At 32.8% G+C, this 21496-nt stretch carries 24 protein-coding genes; all 24 read right to left on the bottom strand.

The genetic code is table 11. The features are described from left to right. Positions 1-1320, bottom strand: coding sequence for a ribosome biogenesis GTPase Der (gene der, locus Q2T46_RS14475; RefSeq protein ID WP_303264913.1), 1320 nt, complete (start codon positions 1318-1320; stop codon positions 1-3). A 4-nt stretch (positions 1321-1324) separates the two neighbouring features. Further along, the gene (locus Q2T46_RS14470) at positions 1325-2629 is read right to left on the bottom strand and encodes a DUF512 domain-containing protein (RefSeq protein ID WP_303264914.1); all 1305 of its coding nucleotides are present in this window, start codon (positions 2627-2629) and stop codon (positions 1325-1327) included. Between the two features lie 51 nt (positions 2630-2680). Beyond that, positions 2681-3145, bottom strand: coding sequence for a DUF3189 family protein (locus Q2T46_RS14465; protein ID WP_303264915.1), 465 nt, complete (start codon positions 3143-3145; stop codon positions 2681-2683). Between the two features lie 8 nt (positions 3146-3153). Then, positions 3154-3606, bottom strand: a complete 453-nt coding sequence (locus Q2T46_RS14460; RefSeq protein WP_311062277.1) for a DUF3189 family protein — start codon at positions 3604-3606, stop codon at positions 3154-3156. A 44-nt stretch (positions 3607-3650) separates the two neighbouring features. Further along, the gene (gene spoIIP, locus Q2T46_RS14455) at positions 3651-4778 is read right to left on the bottom strand and encodes a stage II sporulation protein P (RefSeq protein ID WP_399387562.1); all 1128 of its coding nucleotides are present in this window, start codon (positions 4776-4778) and stop codon (positions 3651-3653) included. Further along, positions 4762-5475 carry a DUF1614 domain-containing protein gene (locus tag Q2T46_RS14450; protein WP_303264917.1) on the bottom strand — a complete coding sequence of 238 codons (714 nt, stop codon included), beginning with the start codon at positions 5473-5475 and terminating at the stop codon, positions 4762-4764. The genes spoIIP and Q2T46_RS14450 overlap by 17 nt, the downstream gene beginning before the upstream one ends. Before the next feature lie 93 nt (positions 5476-5568). Further along, the gene (gene phoU / locus Q2T46_RS14445; RefSeq protein ID WP_209453254.1) at positions 5569-6225 is read right to left on the bottom strand and encodes a phosphate signaling complex protein PhoU; all 657 of its coding nucleotides are present in this window, start codon (positions 6223-6225) and stop codon (positions 5569-5571) included. A 14-nt stretch (positions 6226-6239) separates the two neighbouring features. Continuing rightward, the gene (gene pstB, locus Q2T46_RS14440) at positions 6240-6989 is read right to left on the bottom strand and encodes a phosphate ABC transporter ATP-binding protein PstB (protein ID WP_209453255.1); all 750 of its coding nucleotides are present in this window, start codon (positions 6987-6989) and stop codon (positions 6240-6242) included. A 39-nt stretch (positions 6990-7028) separates the two neighbouring features. Further along, on the bottom strand, positions 7029-7916 hold the full coding sequence (gene pstA, locus Q2T46_RS14435) for a phosphate ABC transporter permease PstA (protein ID WP_303264918.1): 888 nt from the start codon (positions 7914-7916) through the stop codon (positions 7029-7031). Next, the gene (pstC, locus tag Q2T46_RS14430) at positions 7913-8818 is read right to left on the bottom strand and encodes a phosphate ABC transporter permease subunit PstC (protein WP_209453257.1); all 906 of its coding nucleotides are present in this window, start codon (positions 8816-8818) and stop codon (positions 7913-7915) included. The genes pstA and pstC overlap by 4 nt, the downstream gene beginning before the upstream one ends. A 116-nt stretch (positions 8819-8934) precedes the next feature. Continuing rightward, positions 8935-10614 (bottom strand): methyl-accepting chemotaxis protein, encoded by a 1680-nt coding sequence (locus Q2T46_RS14425; protein WP_303264919.1) that lies wholly within the window; start codon positions 10612-10614, stop codon positions 8935-8937. Positions 10615-10685: 71 nt separating this feature from the next. Next, entirely contained in the window at positions 10686-11585 is a 900-nt protein-coding gene (locus Q2T46_RS14420) for a phosphate ABC transporter substrate-binding protein (RefSeq protein ID WP_303264920.1), read from the bottom strand. A gap of 94 nt (positions 11586-11679) precedes the next feature. Further along, positions 11680-13041, bottom strand: coding sequence for a two-component system histidine kinase PnpS (pnpS, locus tag Q2T46_RS14415; RefSeq protein WP_303264921.1), 1362 nt, complete (start codon positions 13039-13041; stop codon positions 11680-11682). Then, positions 13034-13741 carry a response regulator transcription factor gene (locus Q2T46_RS14410; protein WP_303264922.1) on the bottom strand — a complete coding sequence of 236 codons (708 nt, stop codon included), beginning with the start codon at positions 13739-13741 and terminating at the stop codon, positions 13034-13036. Before Q2T46_RS14410 ends, pnpS begins: the two co-directional genes overlap by 8 nt. 42 nt (positions 13742-13783) lie before the next feature. Beyond that, entirely contained in the window at positions 13784-14251 is a 468-nt protein-coding gene (gene nrdR, locus Q2T46_RS14405) for a transcriptional regulator NrdR (RefSeq protein ID WP_209453261.1), read from the bottom strand. 88 nt (positions 14252-14339) lie between these two features. Beyond that, positions 14340-14591 (bottom strand): YlmC/YmxH family sporulation protein, encoded by a 252-nt coding sequence (locus Q2T46_RS14400; protein ID WP_303264923.1) that lies wholly within the window; start codon positions 14589-14591, stop codon positions 14340-14342. A gap of 92 nt (positions 14592-14683) precedes the next feature. Beyond that, entirely contained in the window at positions 14684-15454 is a 771-nt protein-coding gene (gene sigG / locus Q2T46_RS14395; RefSeq protein ID WP_209453263.1) for an RNA polymerase sporulation sigma factor SigG, read from the bottom strand. Between the two features lie 65 nt (positions 15455-15519). After that, entirely contained in the window at positions 15520-16245 is a 726-nt protein-coding gene (sigE, locus tag Q2T46_RS14390; protein ID WP_303264924.1) for an RNA polymerase sporulation sigma factor SigE, read from the bottom strand. Between the two features lie 14 nt (positions 16246-16259). Further along, complete coding sequence (gene spoIIGA, locus Q2T46_RS14385) at positions 16260-17102, bottom strand: sigma-E processing peptidase SpoIIGA (RefSeq protein WP_303264925.1); 843 nt, start codon at positions 17100-17102, stop codon at positions 16260-16262. Between the two features lie 231 nt (positions 17103-17333). Then, positions 17334-18422 (bottom strand): cell division protein FtsZ, encoded by a 1089-nt coding sequence (ftsZ, locus tag Q2T46_RS14380; protein WP_303264926.1) that lies wholly within the window; start codon positions 18420-18422, stop codon positions 17334-17336. Between the two features lie 12 nt (positions 18423-18434). Continuing rightward, complete coding sequence (ftsA, locus tag Q2T46_RS14375; RefSeq protein ID WP_303264927.1) at positions 18435-19664, bottom strand: cell division protein FtsA; 1230 nt, start codon at positions 19662-19664, stop codon at positions 18435-18437. A 22-nt stretch (positions 19665-19686) separates the two neighbouring features. Beyond that, on the bottom strand, positions 19687-20031 hold the full coding sequence (locus Q2T46_RS14370; RefSeq protein ID WP_192401826.1) for a small basic family protein: 345 nt from the start codon (positions 20029-20031) through the stop codon (positions 19687-19689). Next, on the bottom strand, positions 20031-20750 hold the full coding sequence (locus tag Q2T46_RS14365) for a DUF881 domain-containing protein (RefSeq protein WP_303264928.1): 720 nt from the start codon (positions 20748-20750) through the stop codon (positions 20031-20033). Before Q2T46_RS14365 ends, Q2T46_RS14370 begins: the two co-directional genes overlap by 1 nt. A gap of 17 nt (positions 20751-20767) precedes the next feature. Then, positions 20768-21487: a cell division protein FtsQ/DivIB gene (locus tag Q2T46_RS14360; RefSeq protein WP_303264929.1), complete on the bottom strand. Its 720-nt coding sequence runs from the start codon at positions 21485-21487 to the stop codon at positions 20768-20770. Positions 21488-21496: the final 9 nt, after the last annotated feature.

Here is a 21496-nt window from a genome sequence, read left to right as displayed (position 1 = left end):
TTACTTTTCACTTTTTTTTCTTACTTCAATTTTTAATGGCACGCCCTGAAATCCAAAATTATCTCTTATAGTGTTTTCTAAAAACCTCACATAAGAAAAATGCATTATTTCCGGATCATTAACAAATACCGCAAATGATGGCGGTTTGATACCAAACTGTGTTACATAATAAATCTTTAATAAACGGCCTTTTTCAGCAGGTGGTGGATTTATAAGTAATGCTTCACTTATAACATTATTTAAAAGCCCTGTTGAAATTCTCTTATTGTATTCTTCCCAAACGCTATTTATTTCTTCAAACAGTTTATTAAGCCTTTGTCCTGTTTTGGCTGATATAAATATTGTAGATGCAAAGCTCATAAAAGAAAATTTCTCTTTTATGGCTTTTAAATACTCGTTGACAGTATTGTTGTCTTTTTCAATCAAATCCCATTTATTAACTGCAATAATAATTGCTTTGTTCTGCTCAAATGCATAACCTGCTATCTTCGTGTCCTGCTCTGTTGGACCTTCAGTAGCATCTATTACTAAGATACATATATCAGATCTGTCTATAGCCGACAATGCTCTTAATACACTGTACCTCTCAATTTTATCTTCTATTCTACCTTTTTTCCTCATGCCTGCAGTATCAATTATAACGTACTTTTTATCATCTTTTTCAAAATACGTATCAAGTGCATCTCTTGTGGTACCTGGTATATCGCTAACAATTGCCCTTTCTTCCCCCAATATCTTATTCACAAGAGATGACTTACCTACATTCGGTTTCCCAATAAAGCAAATCTTTATAGTTTCTTCGTCATAGTCATCTATATGCTCAGGAATATTTTTGATAACTTCATCAAGTAAATCTCCTATACCAAGCCCATTCGACGCAGATATTGCTATAGGTTCTCCAAAGCCAAGTCGCATTGAATCGTAATATGAAATAGGCATCTCTTTAAAATTATCTACTTTGTTTAGAACAAGTATCACTTTCTTACGAGATTTTCTAAGCATATTTGCTATATCTTCATCCACCGGGCTTAAGCCATCCTTAGCATCTATAACAAACAATATCAAGTCAACAGTTTTTAAAGCTGCCTCTACCTGCATCCTTATTTTTGAAAAAAACTCATCTTCAGAATCTGGTTCCAATCCGCCTGTATCAACAAGTATAAATTTTCTTCCCAGCCACTCTGTCTCAAAGTAAATTCTATCACGAGTAACACCAGGTTTATCTTCTACTATAGAAATTCTCTGACCTGTTATTTTGTTAAACAAAGTAGATTTACCTACATTTGGTCTACCTACTATGCCAACCATAGGATATGCCATAATATCACCTTCCAGTTATCTTTTGTATGAAATTTTTACCGTTAACTTCAGATACCAAAACTTTCGTGTTTAATTCTTTTTCTATATCATCAATAGTTACATCATCCAAAAAAGAATCTGTACCTTCTTTTATCATACTATCCGGTATCACTAATATTTCACCGTTTAATTTTCCCTTTAATTGAGTGATTATATCTCTACCTGTTATAAGACCTGCTACAGTTATCTTATGTCCAAAAAAATTATTTATAATTGGAACAACTTTAATGTTTATACCTTTCTTCACTAACATATCAACATGGTCCTTAATAAATTTATACGCAGACACACCCGTTATAACACAATAAGTTTTCTTCGATGGCTTTATATTGCCGATTTTTTTATAATAATCTTCAAACTGTTTCTTAAACATTGCCATAAGTCCAACACCATTTTCAATTTGCGGAAAACCTTCATAGCTATTGTAGTCAGGTATATCCTTATTTGCCAACACATAAAACTCATCAGCAGCAAATATAAAGGATGTTCCTTTCTCTTTTTTTAATTTTTTCTGCCACATTGATATTTGAGATAGTACTTTTTCTGCCCCTTCTTTATCGTACGAATCGAGTTTAAAAAGTCCTTCCCTGTGATCTGTAAGCCCAACGGGAACTGCTGCTGCCGATTTTACTCCAGGATACAGTTTTGATAAATCATCGATTGTTTTATCGAGAATACTTCCATCATTAAGCCCTGGGCATAAGACTATCTGGCAGTGTACTTCTATTTTGTTTTCAGTTAATTCTTTTATTTTATTTAAAATCCCATCAGCATGGGGATTTCGCATTAATTCTTTTCGAACATTGTCATCTGTTGCATGGACAGATAAATATATTGGAGACATTCTATATTTAATTATTCTTGAAAACTCAGAATCACTTACATTTGTAAGTGTTACAAAGTTACCTTGTAAAAAAGATAATCGATAATCATCGTCTTTAAAAGCCAAAGTTTTTCTAACATTTTTAGGCAACTGATCAACAAAACAAAAAACGCATTTATTCCTACAGTGCTTTAGCTTATCTATAATTCCTGTCTCAAATACTAATCCTAAATCCTCATCATAATCTTTCTCTATGTCATAAATATATTCCTCACCATTTTCTTTTTTTATCAAAAGATCTATATGCTCATTTGCTATTTGAAATTTATAATCAATTAAGTCAATTATTTCGCTTCCATTTATCGATACTAATGTATCACCACTTTTTATGCCCAATTCATCCGCAATGCTATCTTTAACTACATCTTTTATTTTATGATATGCCATTTACTTTCCTCCTATAAAATATCCAATAATATTATGAATTAATAGGAGAACTTAGTCAAGCTCTTTTAGTCTTGATTTTACTTTATTTACTATGTCCAAAAAGTTATTGTACTTTTTAATTATTCCATATACAGTAAACGGCCGTCCCACAGATATGATTTTAAATCTTCTAGATGTCATGCCACCCAGTTTTGTCAACAATCCAATGGCAGGTAGTGTATCTATCAGCATTATTTCATTTTCACCAATTCCAGATTCTTTTAAAAAACTTCTTACAGCTTTCATCATTATTTTTCTTCCGCTTTTAGCACCTATTGCATAGACGTCATTGTCGTACTCGTCGATTCCCATGTAAAATGGAATTCCTATTTGATTGCCATCTGTTAAATCATAATGAGGCATAGATAAAATTTCATCAAAAGTTGGAATTCTGTCACTTGGAAGCAAACCAACATGGATAGACGCAGCAACAATAGATGAATGGGCACTTCCATAACAAATATACGCTATAATCATATTTACCCTCACATATAATTAAGTTTTAAATCTAAGACAAAGTTCTTTATTTCATCTAATTTTTTAATAAATAAATAGTACAAAATACACTCTGCAGGAGTTCTGAAAATTGATGTTTTCCTGAGATATAAAAATAGTTTCATACATTTAGGTTCAAATTTACTTGTATCTACAAATATCAGCTTATCATATTCCATATTAAATATTTTCCTAAGCCCCTCAAGGGTTTTCTTTATGTTATCGCTAAAATTTTTCATTCCAATTGTATATATTTCATGGTAGTTTTCATCAATTCCGATATATTTTAATTCCCCGTAGTCTGTTTTTAAAATCTCTGGAATACTAAAAAATACATCTTTATCAACTTTATCTTTTATAATTTTTATATGAATGTATGCTGCAATAACTGACGAATAGCATCCATAATAGCTGTAATATATTACTTTCAACTTAACCACCACATAATCTTAAATATTTAAAATTGGTGCATATGCACCAATTGATATCACTTTTTATCTTTATTAAACTTTCCTAAAAAACTGCTAAACTCCTTCTTTGTTGCATCTTTCAATTTTGCAATCATTTCTCGTCCACCTGTACTTAAAAACATGAATCCGACGATTGAAAAAACAGCAACCCCAATTAGAATCCATATTCCCCATCCCGCAGAATTGTTCTGTGATGGTGTACCTTTTTGTGTATTGGTAAGAGCTCCAACCTGCTTTTTTTCGTCAGTGCCATATACTGCTTTTGTCAATACATCTGCCATAAATTTTGCTGACTCTTCTGCTCTTTGCCTCGTATGTGTATCTGTTCCAAATTCCAAAAGCAATGAATTAGGAGTTAAGTCCTGATTGTAATCACCGCTTCCATAAAAAATATCTTTCACTAGATTCGGGTATTCTTTATCAGCGATAGCTTTTATTCTAAATGCCAAATCTTGATTAGCCTTCAGATTTGCATTTGTCCTGCCAAGGACTAGCCTCACGCCTGTGGCATTTGTACCACCTATTTTTCTTATATAATCTTGATATGGCGCAGCATCTCTATGAATATCAAGGAGCAAATCTGGTTTGTCGTTTTTTAAGAGCTTTAATGCCCCCACTCTAGACCTTCTGTATGCCATAGCATCATGCGGCAAATACAATGTTTGATCAACAAATGTCTTGATGCCTTTATTTGATAAGGCATTGCTTAATGAAGCATCGACTTTGTATATGCCGCCATGTCCATAAATACTAGATGCACCATCTGTTGGTATATATGATTCATCACTGTGAGTTGAATACATAGCTATTTTTCTTTCACCTGTTTTTTGAGCCATCACTTGCGATACTTTTTCTATATCTATATTAGGCAACTTTACTGTTTCAATATATTTTGCATATGCTTTATCATTTTTCTTATCAACTTTAATTATTTTGTACATCTTATTATCGTGTGACAAATATTGATCATTTACATTTAAGTCCCATGAAATCCTGAAAAGCACCTTGTTTGAATTGTCTAGATAGACTGTATAATAACCACCTTCTTTGCCACTCCAATCATCTGCATTTATTTTTATAAATGGTAAAGACATTAAAGCAAACATTATTAACAATGCGATTGCTTTTTTATTTCTCATCATCATCACTGTCCTTTTTGCGATATTTTTCTTTTATCGCCTTTATTTCATTTTCACTTAATAGGCTACTTGTCAAATGGGGCTCTGTGTTCTTTTTTGCAGTTCCTCCTTGTATCTTCTCCCTCGTTTCGCCTAATATCTCTGAGAAGAAAACAGCAACTATCATGGATATGACAACTGTATCAAAAGCACCTGCACCTCCAACAGAAATAGTTCCCGGTCTTGCCAAAATAATATTTATCAAGCCTTGCGCAACATCGCTTAAAATAACTCCCATGACACCAGCAATAAATGCACATCTTCTTGACCTGCCAAACAAATATGCAATCAGGCCACTGACAATACCATAAACATAATTTGGCTCAATGAACATAGCTTCAGGCTCGCTCGGCAATAATCTTCCTGCTAAAAACACTGCTGTTCCCGCCAATATTGACGATACTAAGGCATTTGTTCTCTCAGCACCTCTTTCTGCTTTTATGAATAGATAAACTGCTACAGCTGCAGGTATGATAGCACCGCCAATATTTATAGACATCTTTTTGCCAAGTGGTATCGCTGGTAAAAAAGTACCAATGATCATACCGATTATTATGATTAATGCCCATGTATCAGTCATCTTCATTCTGTCAAGGACTCTGTGTGCAAAGCCAAACAATACAAATAAACCCGTAATTGATAATATTATATAAGCAAGTGGCATTTAAATCACCTCTTTTTATAATATCTTTTGCATTTTTAAAAAAAGTATACAAAAAAAACACCTAAAAAGGTGTTATAAAAGTGCTTTAGATTTTTATTCATTTAAATCTATATGCTGACCGCTTTCTAAATAGATTACCCATTCGCATATGTTTGTAGCATGATCTGCTATCCTCTCTAAGTAGCGGGCTACGAACAAAAATTGAGTCGCTTGATCTATATTTTTGTGGTCTTCTATCATGTACGTAAGGAGCTCCCTAAAAATTTGCTTGTACAGACCATCTACAATATCATCTTTTTGATTAATAGTCCTAGCTAGCTCCGTATCTTGATTTACATACGAATCAAGCGATAGTTTAACCATTTCTCTGACAACATCACTCATTCTCGGAATATCAATAAGAGGCTTTATATATGTCTGATCTGCTATTCTAATTGTTGTTTTAGCAATATCTACTGCATGATCCGCCATTCTTTCTAAATCAGTATTTATTTTTAACCCTGTTAAAACAATTCTCAAGTCCTTTGCTAATGGCTGCTGTGTTAAAATAATCCTTGAACATCTGTCATCAATTTCAACCTCTTTTTTATCTATTCTATCATCTTGCTCAATAACCTTTCTCGCTAATTCAGCATCATGGTTTATCAATGATAAAATAGAATTGCCAATAGCTTCTTCCACAAGAGCCCCCATTTTAAGGATATCATAATGTAAATCCTCTAACTCTTTTTCAAAATGAGTTCTGTTCACAGTAACACCTCCTTTTAACCAAATCTTCCTGTTATATAATCCTCTGTTCTCTTATCACGTGGATTATAGAAGATATCTTCTGTTTTTCCTGTTTCTATTATTTCACCGTTTAAGAAAAATGATGTTGAGTCAGATATTCTTCCTGCCTGTTGCATGTTGTGTGTTACTATGACAATAGTATATTTATTCTTTAATTGATCAATCAATTCTTCTATTTTCATAGTTGAAATAGGATCAAGTGCTGACGTCGGCTCATCCATCAATATAATCTCAGGCTCAATCGCTAGTGTCCTTGCAATACACAATCTCTGCTGCTGTCCGCCTGATAATCCTAATGCAGAATCATTTAATCTATCTTTTACTTCATCCCAAAGTGCTGCATCTTTTAAACTTTTTTCAACTATTTCGTTTAATATTTTTTTATTTTTTTGACCGTGTATTCGTGGACCATATGCAATATTATCATATATCGTCATAGGAAATGGATTAGGCTTCTGAAACACCATTCCTACACGCTTCCTAAGCTCTATAGCATCTACATCCTTATATATGTTTTGATTGTCAATCATAACAGTTCCTTTTATTGTAACACCATCTATAAGGTCATTCATCCTGTTTAAAGTCCTTAAAAACGTAGATTTTCCACAACCTGATGGACCAATAAGCGCCATTACGCTGTTTTCTTCAACATCTATATTTACCTTCTTAAGAGCTTGCATTTGCCCATAATATAAATCAAGATCCCTTACTTCAATCTTTTTCATGAATAAGGTTTCCCCTTTCTTTTTATGAATTATATCACATTATTTTCCGCCTGTCATTTTTCTATATAAAGTATTTCCAAGCCAACGTGCTAAAATATTAAAAAGAAGAACTATTATAAGAAGAACGGCTGCAGAGCCATCGGCAATCTGTCTAGCATCTGGTGCAAGCCCTTCACTATTTACCTTCCAAATGTACACAGCCAAAGTTTCAGCTGCTCTGAAAGGATAAAACGGAGATGCAGGATTTGCAGGGTTTAAAACATTAAAATTAAGCGGCGGAGTACTCATGCCTGCTGTGTACAAAAGGGCTGCAGCTTCGCCAAAAATTCTGCCAGAAGTTAGTATTATGCCTGTTATAAGCCCTGGCAAAGCAGATGGAATTAATACTCGCACTATCGTCTGCCATTTAGTAGAGCCTAATGCAAAGCTGGCTTCTTTCAATGATGATGAAACACTCCTTATTGAATCTTCGCTGACACGGGCCATTACAGGTAAATTCAAAACTGTCAATGCTAAAGCACCAGATATCAATGAATATCCCCAATGAAGCATATTTACAAAAATTAAAAGTCCAAAAAGACCTACTACAATTGATGGCAGTGACGATAAAGTTTCCGTTGACAATCTTATTAGCTCTGTTATCTTGCCAGGCCTGGCATACTCTGCCATATACAGTCCAGCTCCAATACCTATTGGAACTGAAATAATCAATGTAATAACTAAAAGCAGCAGTGAATTAAATATCTGCGGTGCTATACCTCCACCTTTTTCCATGAATTTTGGAGGTGTCAATATAAAATGCAAGTTTAGTTCGCTTCTGCCTTGATACAAAATATAACCTATTAGAGCTACCAAAAACAATACAATTAATACAGCAACTAAGTAAAAATAAATCGTCGCTAATTTATCATAAAATTTTGATTTCATTTATACATACTCCTCCTACCAACAAGCCTTATTATTAAAATAAATCCAAAAGATATAAGGAGTAACAGCAAAGCTAATGACCACAGTGCATTGTTCCACGTTGAACCAGTAACTGTGTTAGCCATATCCATTGTGATAATAGATGTAATCGTCGACATAGGCTGCAGGAACGAAAAAGGAAGTGAAGGGCTATTTCCAATAACCATCTGAACTGCTAAAGCCTCACCAAAAGCGCGAGCTAGTCCTAATACTACTGCTGTTAGTATGCCAGGTTTAGCAGCAGGTAATACAACTTTTCGTATTGTCTGCCACCTAGTTGCACCAAGTGCATATGAAGCTTCTCTAATTTCCCATGGCAATGATTTTATGGCATCAGTGCTAACACTTGTTATTGTTGGCAGTACCATTATCGTAAGCACTAATATGCCGGCTAACATGCTGAACCCTAACCCGCCAAAGTATTTGCTTATAAAAGGAACTAAAACAGTAAGTCCTATCCACCCGTAGACGACGGATGGAATGCCTACAAATATCTCCATCGCTGGCTGTAATAAATTTCTCCCAAATTTTTTCGCTATTTCTACCATAAAAATTGCAGCAGATATACTGAGAGGTGTACTTATCAATATTGCGAAAACAGAGACAAAAACAGATCCCAGTATAAATTGCAAAGAACCTATAGCTGGACCTCCTTGATCATTTGGTCTATCAGGCTTCCAAAGTGTACCAAACAAAAATTCTTTAATCGAACGCTTATCTATTATAAACGTAGACAAGCCTTTCGTAGCAACAAAGTAAAAAATCGATACAGTTATAACTATCAATAAAAAAGCACAAATAAAAGCATACGTTCTACCAATCATGTCAAATACTTTTCGTCTTTTGTCATAGTTTTCAGACATTTTTTACCTCCTACTATAAATTTTCGACAATACTCTAATTATAGTAGCAAAATAAAAAAAAATATTCATTAAGGTAATGTAAAATTTATGTTAATTTTATGTTAAATTTTTAAAACTCAAATTTTAAAATCTTTGACTGCACTATTTAGCATTTCGGCATAGCCTATTAAATCTTTTGTAGCTTTTTCAAGTTTAACCATCATGCCATACTCCTCATCGATGTTTTTTTCAACATCGCTAGTGCTTTGGTTAAAACCTGCCGATATTTCTTTTACTATTAATGCCTCCGACATTATTTTGTCAATATATTCCATGACTTTTTTGATTTGCCCTTCCAATCCAAATATATTTTCTCTAGTCGTTTCTATATTTCGATAAATATCTTTAAAATTGCCTTCAGCTTTTTCACTTATCAATAATCCCTTGGTAATCGCATCCCTTTCTCTCTCTATACGTAAATTAGCACCATTTATTTCATTTAGTATTTCAGACAAAATACCTGATGCTTCTGTGATTGCATTTTCAGAATCCTCAGACAGTTTCCTTATTTCAGTGGCTACTACGCTAAAACCTCTTCCATATTCTTTAGCTTTTGCAGCCTCAATCGCTGCATTTAAAGAAAGAAGATGTGTCTGCTTTGATATGTTCCTAATAATATCTACAATGTCGTTTATTTTTTTTGAATTAGCTACCAATCTTTTAAACAATTCATATGTATCCTCAACGCTTAGGCTAATTGCTTTCATATTTTCAGCAACATCCTCAATTGCATTTAGACCCATCAAAGCAGTTTCATTCATCGCTTTTGCAGAATCTACTGTCTTATCCACATTTGTTATCATCGAATTAGCCACAGATTCTATCTCAAGGATATTATTTGTCGTATTTTCAATTGCGGCTTTTTGCTTTTCAGAACCTGATGATATCTCTTTTATGCTCTCAAATATCTCTTTCGTCTTATCTATAGAAATTTCAGAAACATCTTTAAAATCCTCAGCATGTGTATTCAACCCTTCAATTATCTTATAGATCTTTATAACTGTATCTCTTAAATTTGAAACCATATGATTCACGCTATTTGAAATATCAATTATTTCAAGACTACCTGACTTAATATCAGATACTGTTCTCAGATCACCTGTTGAGATTTTGCTGAAAACTCTTTGCAATCTTATCAGAGGTTCTGTAATACCTTTAGTACCTATCATTGACAATAAAAATGCAAGAATTAAAGATAAGATACCTATTAAAATTGTTACATATTTGATTTCGGCTACAGGTTTTAAATAAGCATTTTCACTGACTATAATAACGTAAAGCCAGTCTTTTTCAATGATATATCTATAGCTGATTAATACACTATTATTGTTCAATTTAGTGTGGATTAAACCATTATTGTTTTTAAACATTTTTGTAATTTCAGACTTATCAATTATACTGCTTTTTTCTTTTTTTAAACTCCCATCTTGCCATCTTATGGAATTAAATTGCTTATCAAAAATAAAAATCTGCGGTTTAAGGCCTCTAATATCATAATCAGCTTTTTCGCTTTCAATTACATACTGAAGTTTAGCTCCAAATTCACTTGAATTATATGCTCCTTCGAGAAGTGAAATCTGATTTATCATTGTTTTAGTAGAACTTGACAAGCTGTGCTCTATATCATTGACTATGTAATTTTTAGTAATTGTATATGTAGTACATCCGACAATCGTTATTGATATTAATATGAGGACAGAAAAAAGGAGTATCATTTTTGTTTTTATTCTAAGATTAGATATACTTATCTTTTTCATGTGTTTCTCTCCTAAATATAAGAGCTAGTATAAATACCAGCTCTTATCAAATATTCTTATTCTTTTGTATTTTATTTTAAAGTTACTTTCATGTCATTTATGTTTATAAATCCAAGTTTCTCTGCAGGTCCTTTTTGGACTTCGTCAGACATCATAAAGTCTAAGAATGCTTTAACAACACCAGTGGGCTCACCTTTAGTATACATGTGCTCATACGATGCTATTGGATATTTGCCATTTATGACATTTTCCTTTGTGGGCTCGACACCATTGTATTTTAATGCTTTTACAGAATCATCAACATATGAGAATGCAAGATAACTTATTGCACCTTTCTTTTCAGCAACCGTCTTTCTAACAGTACCTGATGCATCTTCTGTCAATGCTAATCCTTGTACCTCATCTTGACCGCCTAATACGATTTTCTTAAAAGTTGCCCTCGTTCCAGAACTTGTAGGCCTATTAATTACTACTATCGGTTCGTCTTGTCCGCCTACATCTTTCCAATTTTTTATTTTTCCTGTGAATATATCAACTAATTGCTGCTGTGTCAGATTATCTACAGTCACATCTTTATTGACTACGACAGCAAAACCAACGACTGCCACCTTGTGATCAACTAATGACTTAGCATCGATACCTGATTTTTCTTCTGCAAATATATCTGAATTACCTATATCTGCTGCACCTTGTGATACTTGTGTTAAACCTGTACCACTACCGCCGCCTTGGACATTGATAGTGGCATTAGGATATTTTTGGTGAAATAATGTTGCTGCTTGTTCTACCAAAGGCTGTAAAGCCGTAGAACCAACCGCTGTTGCAGAACCAGAAATATCCTGACTACCATTTGATTGATTTGCTGTATTATTTCCTGCATTGTTAGAATTTGAACCGCACGCAGAAAAAACAAACACACTGACAATCATCAATACAGCTAACAAAACTTTGACCGCTTTACTTTTTAACATAAAAGCACCTCCAAAATTTTTCTTTCAGGTATATTGTAACAACCCATTGTAAAGTCATTATTAAGTCTATGTTAAAATCATGTTAAATTGTAAACTATTTTTGCTCCTTTGGTAAAACAATAGTGAATTTTGTACCTTTTCCAATCTCGCTTTCCACTGAAATAGATCCTTTCATTGATTCAACTATATGCTTTACTATTGCAAGTCCAAGACCAGTACCACCTAATTTTCTTGACCTTCCTTTATCAACACGGTAAAACCTCTCAAACAGTCTAGGAATATTCTCCTTTGAGATGCCTATTCCGCTGTCTTTAACTTCTATTAACACATTGTCTTTTCTGTCAATTGTCGTAACTTTTACGTATCCGCCTTCTGGAGTATATTTTATCCCATTATCGACGAGATTAATTATCATCTGCCTTAGCCTGTCTTTACTCGTTTTTATGACCACACCTTTGCAGTTTAAATCTTTTACAAGCTTTATGCTTTTATCATTTGCAGTTTTTTCCATAATGTAAAAAATTTCATTCACTTCGTCATCAATGGCAATGTCTTCTTTTACAAATCCATCTTTTAAATTTTCTATTTCTGACAATGTCAATATATCATTTATAAGTCTCGTCAGTCTCTCAGCTTCAAACTCAATAATTTCAAGAAACCTATCCCTCTCTTCTACGTTGTCGATGGCTCCTTCTCTTAAAGTTTCTATAAATCCTCTTATAGATGTAAGAGGTGTCCTAAGCTCATGTGAGACATTTGCGACAAAATCACTTCTGATTTTTTCAAGTTTTCTAACCTCTGTTATGTCATTTATTATTACAACAAATCCTAACTTTTTATGTGTGACTTGGTGAACGATAGGACTAGAATATATTTTGAGATATTTATTAAATGTGTTAATCTCTAAATTATCTATGTTGTATCCTTTATCCTTTATGATTTTTTCCAAAATATCATGAAATTTTGTATTTCTTACAACGTCTAATATGTGCTTTCCAACAACAGAACTTTCCTTTATATTCAATATTGCTCTTGCTGAATCATTTATTAATAAAATTTTTTCATTTTCATCAAAGGCTATAACACCATTTATAAGGCTTTTCAAAATAGCTTCAAGTTTTGCATTCCTATCGTACAGCTCATCGATGGTCTCTTGAAGCTTGTCCGACATAATGTTTATTGCTGAAGATAACTGACCAATCTCATCGATTGACTTGATTTCCATCCTGTGCTCATAGTTGCCCTTTGTTATCTCTTTAGCAACATCTGTTATCTCATTTATAGGCTGTACAATGCCCTTTATAAACCTATATCCAAAAAAATTGCTGACAATAAGTCCTAAAATTATTCCACACCAAAACCTTAAGGTTGTTATTTTTTCAATAAAAAAAAACGATGTAACCAAAATACCAAGAAAACTTATTATGAAATAGCTATAATAAAGTTTTTTAAGCATTGCCTTCACCTGTATCTTTTAATTTGTAGCCTATACCTCTAACAGTTTCGATGTACACAGGCAACTTATCATCATCTTCTATTTTCTTTCTTAAATGTCTTATATGGACATCCACCGTTCTTGTTTCACCAGCATATTCATATCCCCAAACCTTGTCCAATAAATAATCACGCGTTAAAACTTTCCCTCTATTTTTCGATAAAAGTTTAAGCAGTTCAAACTCCTTCAAAGTAAGGTCAAGAATTTCGTTACCTTTATATACTATGTGTTTTTCTGTGTCTATAGTAATGTCTCCGAATTTAATTATCTCATTATCTTCTGTTTCACTTTTTGATCTTCTTAAAACAACTTTTATCCTAGCCAGCAATTCTCTTATGCTAAATGGTTTTGTAATGTAATCATCTGCTCCCAGCTCTAAGCCCAGTATTTTATCAAATTCTTCACTTTTTGCGGTTAACATTATAATCGGAATATTTTTAAGATGTTCATCAGATTTTATCTTTTTACAGATATCGATGCCATCTATATCCGGAAGCATTAAATCTAAAAGAACCAGATCAGGACTTAGTTCTCTGCATTTTTCAAGTCCTTCTTTGCCGTTATCAGTAAGTATTACATTATATCCTTGTGCCTCTAGATTGTACCTTAAAAGTTCTAGAATATGTGCTTCATCTTCGATTACAAGAATTGTATGTGCCAAAATTGCACCTCCTAAGTACAAAACATGTACAATAATAAAAGGCTATTTCCTCTCTTCGTTATCATTTAGCAATTTTTTCAGCTCATCCATGAATGTATTAATATCTTTAAATTGTCTATAGACTGATGCAAACCTGACATATGCCACTTCATCAACATTCTTTAGCTTTTCCATTACCATCTCCCCAATTTGAGCCGAAGTGATTTCCTTTTCATAAGAATTATAAATATCTCTTTCAATTTCATCCGCCAAATCTTCTAATTTTTTGATTGGAACAGGTCTTTTTTCACATGCCTTTATCATACCTTTTAAAATTTTATCTCTATCATAAGCTTCTCTGCTTAAATCTTTTTTTATAACTAAAATCGGAACTTGCTCAACTTTCTCATAGGTTGTAAATCTTTTACCGCACTTTATGCATTCTCTTCTTCTCCTTATAGATGCAGAATCATCTGTAGGGCGAGAATCAATAACTTTTGAATCCAAATAACCGCAAAAAGGACATTTCAAATATAATCATTCCTTTCGTCATAACCGTTCAAAAAACTTTTTATATCGACATTTGCTAATAAAATTATAATAAAATTGATGTAAATAGTCAAACTTGTGTTACATTTTCATCAATACTAACTAATATCACATCTTCTCCAATTTTTTTTACAGATTTCCATGGTATGTATATGTCAATGTCTTTTACGAACAGTCTAAATCCTTTGCTTTCGCCAGGCAGTATAAATCCTTCAACTTTTCCCTCTTCCAAGTTAACTTCTACGTCAATGATATTGCCAAGTCTTTTACCAGTATTAATATCAATTACATCCTTATCTCTTAAATCTGATGTCTTAAACATATAGATCCCCCCTCAATTTATTTTGCATTATTATAATATATATGTGTTTATTTTTATTAAATTACAATGGAAAAAACTTGCCATAAGGCAAGTCATATATATTTTCTCATATGTGTCAATGCTGATTTTTCAAGTCTTGATACTTGTGCTTGTGAAATACCGATTTCTTTTGCGACTTCCATCTGAGTTTTTCCTTCAAAAAATCGCATTGTTAAAATCATTTTTTCACGGTCATTTAATTTCTTTATTGCTTCCTTCAGTGCTATTTGTTCTAGCCACACTTCGTCTACATTTTTATCATCGCCGATTTGGTCCATTACGTATATTGCGTCACCACCATCGTGATATATTGGCTCAAATAGTGAAACAGGATCCTGTATTGCATCAAGAGCAAATACAACTTCTTCTCTAGGTATATTAAGTTCTTTCGCTATATCACCTACTGTTGGTTCTTTAGAATTTTCGTTAACCAGCTTATCTCTAATCTGTAATGCTTTATATGCTACATCCCTTAATGATCTGCTAACCCTTATTGAATTATTGTCTCTTAAATATCGCCTTATTTCACCAATAATCATTGGTACTGCATATGTTGAGAATTTTACATTTTGATTAAGGTCAAAATTATCAATAGCCTTAATCAAACCTATACAACCAACTTGAAACAAGTCATCTACATATTCTCCACGATTATTAAATCTTTGAATAACGCTTAATACAAGTCTTAAATTCCCATTTATAAATTCTTCTCTAGCATTTTTATCGCCATTTTTCATTCTTATTAACAGTTCTTTTTGCTTTGCACCTTTTAATACAGGTAATTTCGAAGTATTTACTCCGCAGATTTCTACTTTGTTGTTCATATGCCCATCCTCCAAATGTATTGGTTAATTTTAAGTATTACCTGCAGAGCAAATTTTATTCAATATTAAACAAGTCTGTTGATTTCTTTTTTTAACCTTTTTAAAATCCTTTTTTCAAGACGTGAGATATACGATTGAGATATACCGAGCATATCGGCAACTTCTTTCTGCGTCATTTCTACTCCACCACCAAGGCCAAATCTTAAACCTATTATCTTTTTTTCCCTTTCTGAAAGCTTCTTTAGTGCTGCCTTCAACAATTGTTTATCCACTTCATCTTCTATCATTTTATATACTACTTCATTATCTGTTCCTAGTATATCTGAAAGAAGAAGTTCATTGCCATCCCAATCGATATTTAATGGCTCATCAAATGAAACTTCCATTCTCGTCTTGCTATTCCTCCTAAGATACATTAGTATTTCATTTTCAATACACCTAGATGCGTAAGTGGCAAGTTTTATCTTTTTATGAGGATTAAAAGTATTTATTGCTTTAATAAGTCCAATTGTCCCAATTGATATCAAATCTTCTATGCCTACACCAGTATTTTCAAACTTTTTAGCAATGTATACAACCAATCTCAAATTTCTTTCAATAAGCATTGTTTTTGCAGCATTATCTCCCGATTCCATTTTTTCTATTAAAAACATTTCTTCTTCTGTCGAAAGCGGTGGAGGCAACGCCTCACTGCCACCAACATAAAAAATTGATTCTCTTATTTTTAGCTTTGTCAATATTTTTATTACAGCTAGCTGTACAGTTATTTTTATCTTAGTTCTAAGTTTCACTTAATATCCCTCCATTAAATTAGTAATTCAGAACCAATAAGTGCTTCATAATCACCTGTCGTATTTAGCCTTTTTAAATAAATTCCTATAATCACATTTTTAAAAGATTTTTTGTTATCATCAATTATCAGATTATCAGGTATAAATCCTACCATCATGCCACTATCAGTTCCAATTGAATTGTATGGCACTAATCTAAATCTTTTAAGCCATCTGTCGTCATCTACAACTTTTGGTATTTCAAAAATATCGTTTATATTTCCTCTATCAAATAAGTTTTTTACTCCCTCTGGTAGTAAATCTTTTAATGCGTTGTACTCAACTATCACAACTGGATAATTTGACAGAGGATCGTGCAATGTGTTGCCAGTATCTAAAATTGCTTTTACATCCTTTTTTATATTGTTTATGTTAATTTGAATAACATGAATAATATCGCTTTCTAAATTCTTTTTTGAGATATGCCCCCATCCAATATAAATTAACAAAATGGATATGAATAGTGCTCCAATTATGATTTGCTTTAAGTCAAAATTGACAAGATATATTAGTGCAAATGCTGCTCCTCCAACAATAAATGAAATCAGATAAAAAATACTCATAATCTTTATGAACTCGTACAACTTTTTATAACCAAAAGTGATTATAATCATTAAAATCGATATTATTATTTTAAAAGGAAGTGAATAAATTATATTAGGTAAAGAAAAAAATATCAAAATAACGTATAATGCCCCTAACAAAGATGAAAAAAATAAATGAATATTTCTGACTTCCGATTTTGAAAATCTCTTTGTAAGATATAAAATAATGTAATTTATAATTAAGTTTTCAAGAAAAACAACATCAACGTACATGTAGACCAGCTCCAATTGACATTATAAACCATCTAAATTATATATATTCAAATAATAACCCTTTATTCTTATTATAATAAAAAATTATCGATAAAAATGTTACAATTTGGCATCTGTTATCTACGTTGATGTATATTTTTTTATTGAATTTTAACATTTAATGTTATATATTGTAATTGTCTAGACATAAAAAAACACCTTAATCTGTAGTCAATTAAGGTGTATATCTTTTTATTTTTTCCCTCTTCTTAAAAATGTAGGTATATCAAGGTCATCATTGTCAAACTTAATAGCCTCATTTATCTCTTTTACCTCATTTTGCTGTTTAATTTCTTTTTCGATTTTAGGCTTCTTTTCTGCTTCAAATTTCTTTTCAAATCCTGTTGCAATTACAGTAATTCTAATCTGATCTTCTAAACTCTCATCGATTACTGCACCAAATATTATGTTTGCATCAGGATCAGCAGTTTCGTATATGTAGTTTGCAGCTTCATTTACTTCAAATATGCTAAGATTAGATCCACCTGCAATATTTAATAATATTCCCCTTGCACCTTCAATAGACGTCTCTAAGAGAGGGCTTTGAACTGCTTGCTTTGCAGCTTCGGTAGCTTTATTTTCACCAGACGCTATGCCAATTCCCATATGGGCAAGGCCCGTCTCCATCATTATTGTTTTAACATCTGCAAAATCCACATTTACAAGTCCAGGTACAGCAATCAAATCTGAAATGCCTTGGACACCTTGTCTTAACACATCGTCCGCTATTTTAAATGCATCTAACATAGAAGTCTTTTTCTCGGCTACTTGCAAAAGCCTGTCATTTGGTATCGTAACAAGTGCATCTACATGTTTTTTAAGCTCGCCGATTCCCATTTCCGCATGTGCCATTCTTTTTCTGCCTTCAAATGTAAATGGTTTTGTAACTACCCCAACAGTCAGTATCCCCAATTCTTTCGTTATTTCAGCAACTACAGGGGCAGCACCTGTCCCTGTCCCACCACCCATGCCGGCGGTTATAAAAACCATATCTGCACCACTTATAATCTTTTCTATCTCGTCTTTTGTCTCTTCTGCTGCTTTTTTACCAATTTCAGGGTTTGCACCTGCGCCAAGTCCTTTAGTCAGTTTATCACCTATCTGAATCTTTGTCTCTGCTTTTGACATGTAAAGTGCCTGTTTATCCGTATTGATTGCTATAAATTCGACACCTTTAAGCCCTGCCTCAATCATCCTGTTTACAGCATTTCCACCACCGCCACCAACGCCAATTACTTTGATATTTGCAAATTGCTCCATATCTGTTTCAATGCCTATCATATTAGACCCTCCTCATATCCAAAAATCATTAAACCATTCTTTTATTCTTAGGAATACTCCATTTTTCTTTTTGTTTTTTTCTTTTGGCGTCTCACCTTGTTTTTTATATAAATACTTCCGATTTGCATAGACATATTTTACAATTCCAACTGATGCAGAATAAATTGGTGTAGATACTCCGATTGCATTTGGCAAACCTAATCTTACATTTTTCCCTAAAATACTTTCTGCTAAATCTAAACTACCTTTTATAAAAGTTATTCCCCCTCCTGTTATTACAATATTTGTCGACACAAGGTCAATAACGTTAGAACTTTTCATTTCCTCATATACCATAGTCAATATTTCGCTTACCCTTGCTTCTATAATATCTATTATATCATTTAATCTAGTATCTTGAGAACTGTGATTTGCAATATTTGCTATTTTTACTGTTTCATCATTGTTTTCTAATTTCACGACAGAGCCGTATTTCTTCTTTATAATTTCGGCTTCTTCAAAAGAAATCTTTAACCCTATTGACAAGTCATTTGTTATATGATTTCCTCCAACAGGTATCATACCAGTATATACCAAATTACCTGATTTAAATACAGCTATATCAGTTACTCCTGCGCCTATATCAATCAATGCAGCACCAAGCTCTTTTTCGTCTTTCGTCATTATGGCCTCTGCAGTTGCCAGTGGCTCTACAATTATGCCAGACATATTGTATCCTGCTTTTTTAACACACTTTTCCATATTCTGAACAGCAGTCAAGCTTCCTGTTACAATGGCTGCATCGACTTCCAGTCTAATTCCCGCCATACCTACAGGATCTTTTATTTCACCATAACCATCTACTATGTACTCAATAGGAATAAGCTCTATTATCTGCTTATCAGATGGTAAAGCCATTATCTTAGCTGCTTGTAAAACTCTTTCCACATCTTGATTTGTTATCTCTTTGTCATCTCTAGTTACGGCAACAAGACCCTTGTTTCTGTATATTTCAGTAAGTCCACCAGGTATTTTTATATACACAGATGTAACTTTTTGATTAGCCATTCTTTCAGCCTGCTCGATCGATTTTTTGATGGAAAATGCAGTTGTCTCAATATCAACAACAACTCCTTTTTTCATCCCATTACATGGATACATGCCAATGCCGATTATCCTAAGCTCACCATTTTTATCACATTGTCCAATGATAGTACATACCTTTGATGTCCCGATATCAATCCCTGTTATGATTTCATTCAATTAATTCTCCTCCCCTCGGAGCTTATTTTTTTGAAATGTTATTCAAAATATATCTCCTTATGTACGCAAAATTGGTAAATAACCTGCTACCAAAAGCAAATATAGCAGCTAAATAAATTGGTACACCTAATACATCGCCTATATATGCCAAAACTGCTGCTAATATCGCATTTCCAAAAAAACCTGATATAAAAATTGCGTTATCAAATTTATTTTCAAGGCTGGCTCGAATTCCTCCAAACACAGAATCCAGCGCAGCTAATATAGCAACAGAAAGATACGATGTATAAGCAGGAGGTAAGTTGATGGGCAGGAAAAATCCAATAGCAAGTCCTAAAGCTAAACTTAAAACTATGATGAGTGCCATTAATTATTCCCTCCTTCGTAAGGTTTCGCATATTTATACGTCAAAACCCCATCATACTTTTTCACTAACAATTTATCAGACCTTTTTATGCTAACTTGAATTCCCCAGTTCAACAATGTATCAACAATACCACCTTTTAGTTTCAATGCAGCCTCAAGTGTATCTGGATTTCCAATAGCTTTTACAACATATGGAGCAGTAAATCTGGCTGAATTTATATTCATAGTAGTTCCAATCATCCTAATTTCTGACGTTGCGACTAACCTCTGATCATTAATAGATATAGCTTCAGCTCCTGCAGCCCTCAGTTCATTTACTATATTCAGCAAATCTTCATCATGAACTAGAAAAGAATTTTGATCATCGCCTGGCTGCAGCTGTTTATCACTATCATTTATAGTAACTATAACTCCTGGACCTTCAACATCAGATAATCCGGCTAGTTCTTTATATTTGTCAAGGTCATCCTTAAGTGATTTTGTAACTGTGCTAGTTTTTGCCGCAGAATTTTCATAACTTGATATCTTAGATTCTAAATCATTTATCTGGTTTTTTAATTCATCCCTTTCCTTTTGGACCTGCTTTAATTTATTCGTAAGTTCCTCGGCTCTCTGTACAGTGAGATTATCACTATTTTTTACATTTTTAAATTGTGTTGATATCATTATTCCAAGAACAATACATACAAAAGCAATAGAAATAAAAAAGTTCTTTTTCACAGCATTTCCTCCATTTCCTATGGCATATAAACTGGGTTTCCATCGCTAACTATAAGAACATTTCCACTGTAATAGCCTTTTTTTCCCAAGTCATCTAGTATTTTTTCAGAAAACTTTATATAATAGCTGAGATCGTCGACATTTTCTAATACTATATTTATTCCTGATTTCGTCTCCAATGTTATCTTTGAGCCATTGACAGTGATAGCCTTGTATATATTTTTATTATATATTAACGGCAAAAGTTTTGCTATATCCTTATTATTACTTATCTTGCTAATATTACTACCTATTTCAAATTTTTCTATATCAATACCTTTTATCAAAGGAAGTTTATCATTATAATCTCCCAGATCTACTGCCACACAATCTGTATCAATATACAAATACTTGTTTTTGTAGTTTAACTGTGCAACTACCTTTCGTTCATCAATTTTTATTTCCACTTTTGATGGATACAATATATTAACCGATACATCTTTTACATAAGGGTCTTTCATAATAGATTTAATGACAATTGATTTATTAATTTTAAAAATATTGCTGCCTGTCTCAATACCTGACATTTTAATTATGTTATCTTTATCTATCGTTTTTGTCCCGTAGACATCTATTTTTTTTACATCAAATAAAGATGATTTAAAAGCTATAATATATAATATAATTGCAATTATGAGTAAAATAAAAACCAAAATCCCAAATCTCTTTTTTATTCTGGACTGTCTTTTTTCCATCATACACATCGC

Source organism: Thermoanaerobacterium sp. CMT5567-10 (assembly GCF_030534315.2).
Taxonomy (GTDB): Bacteria; Bacillota; Thermoanaerobacteria; order Thermoanaerobacterales; family Thermoanaerobacteraceae; genus Thermoanaerobacterium.
Note: the sequence above shows the minus strand (reverse complement) of the source record. Positions and strands in the feature narration are given on the sequence as shown.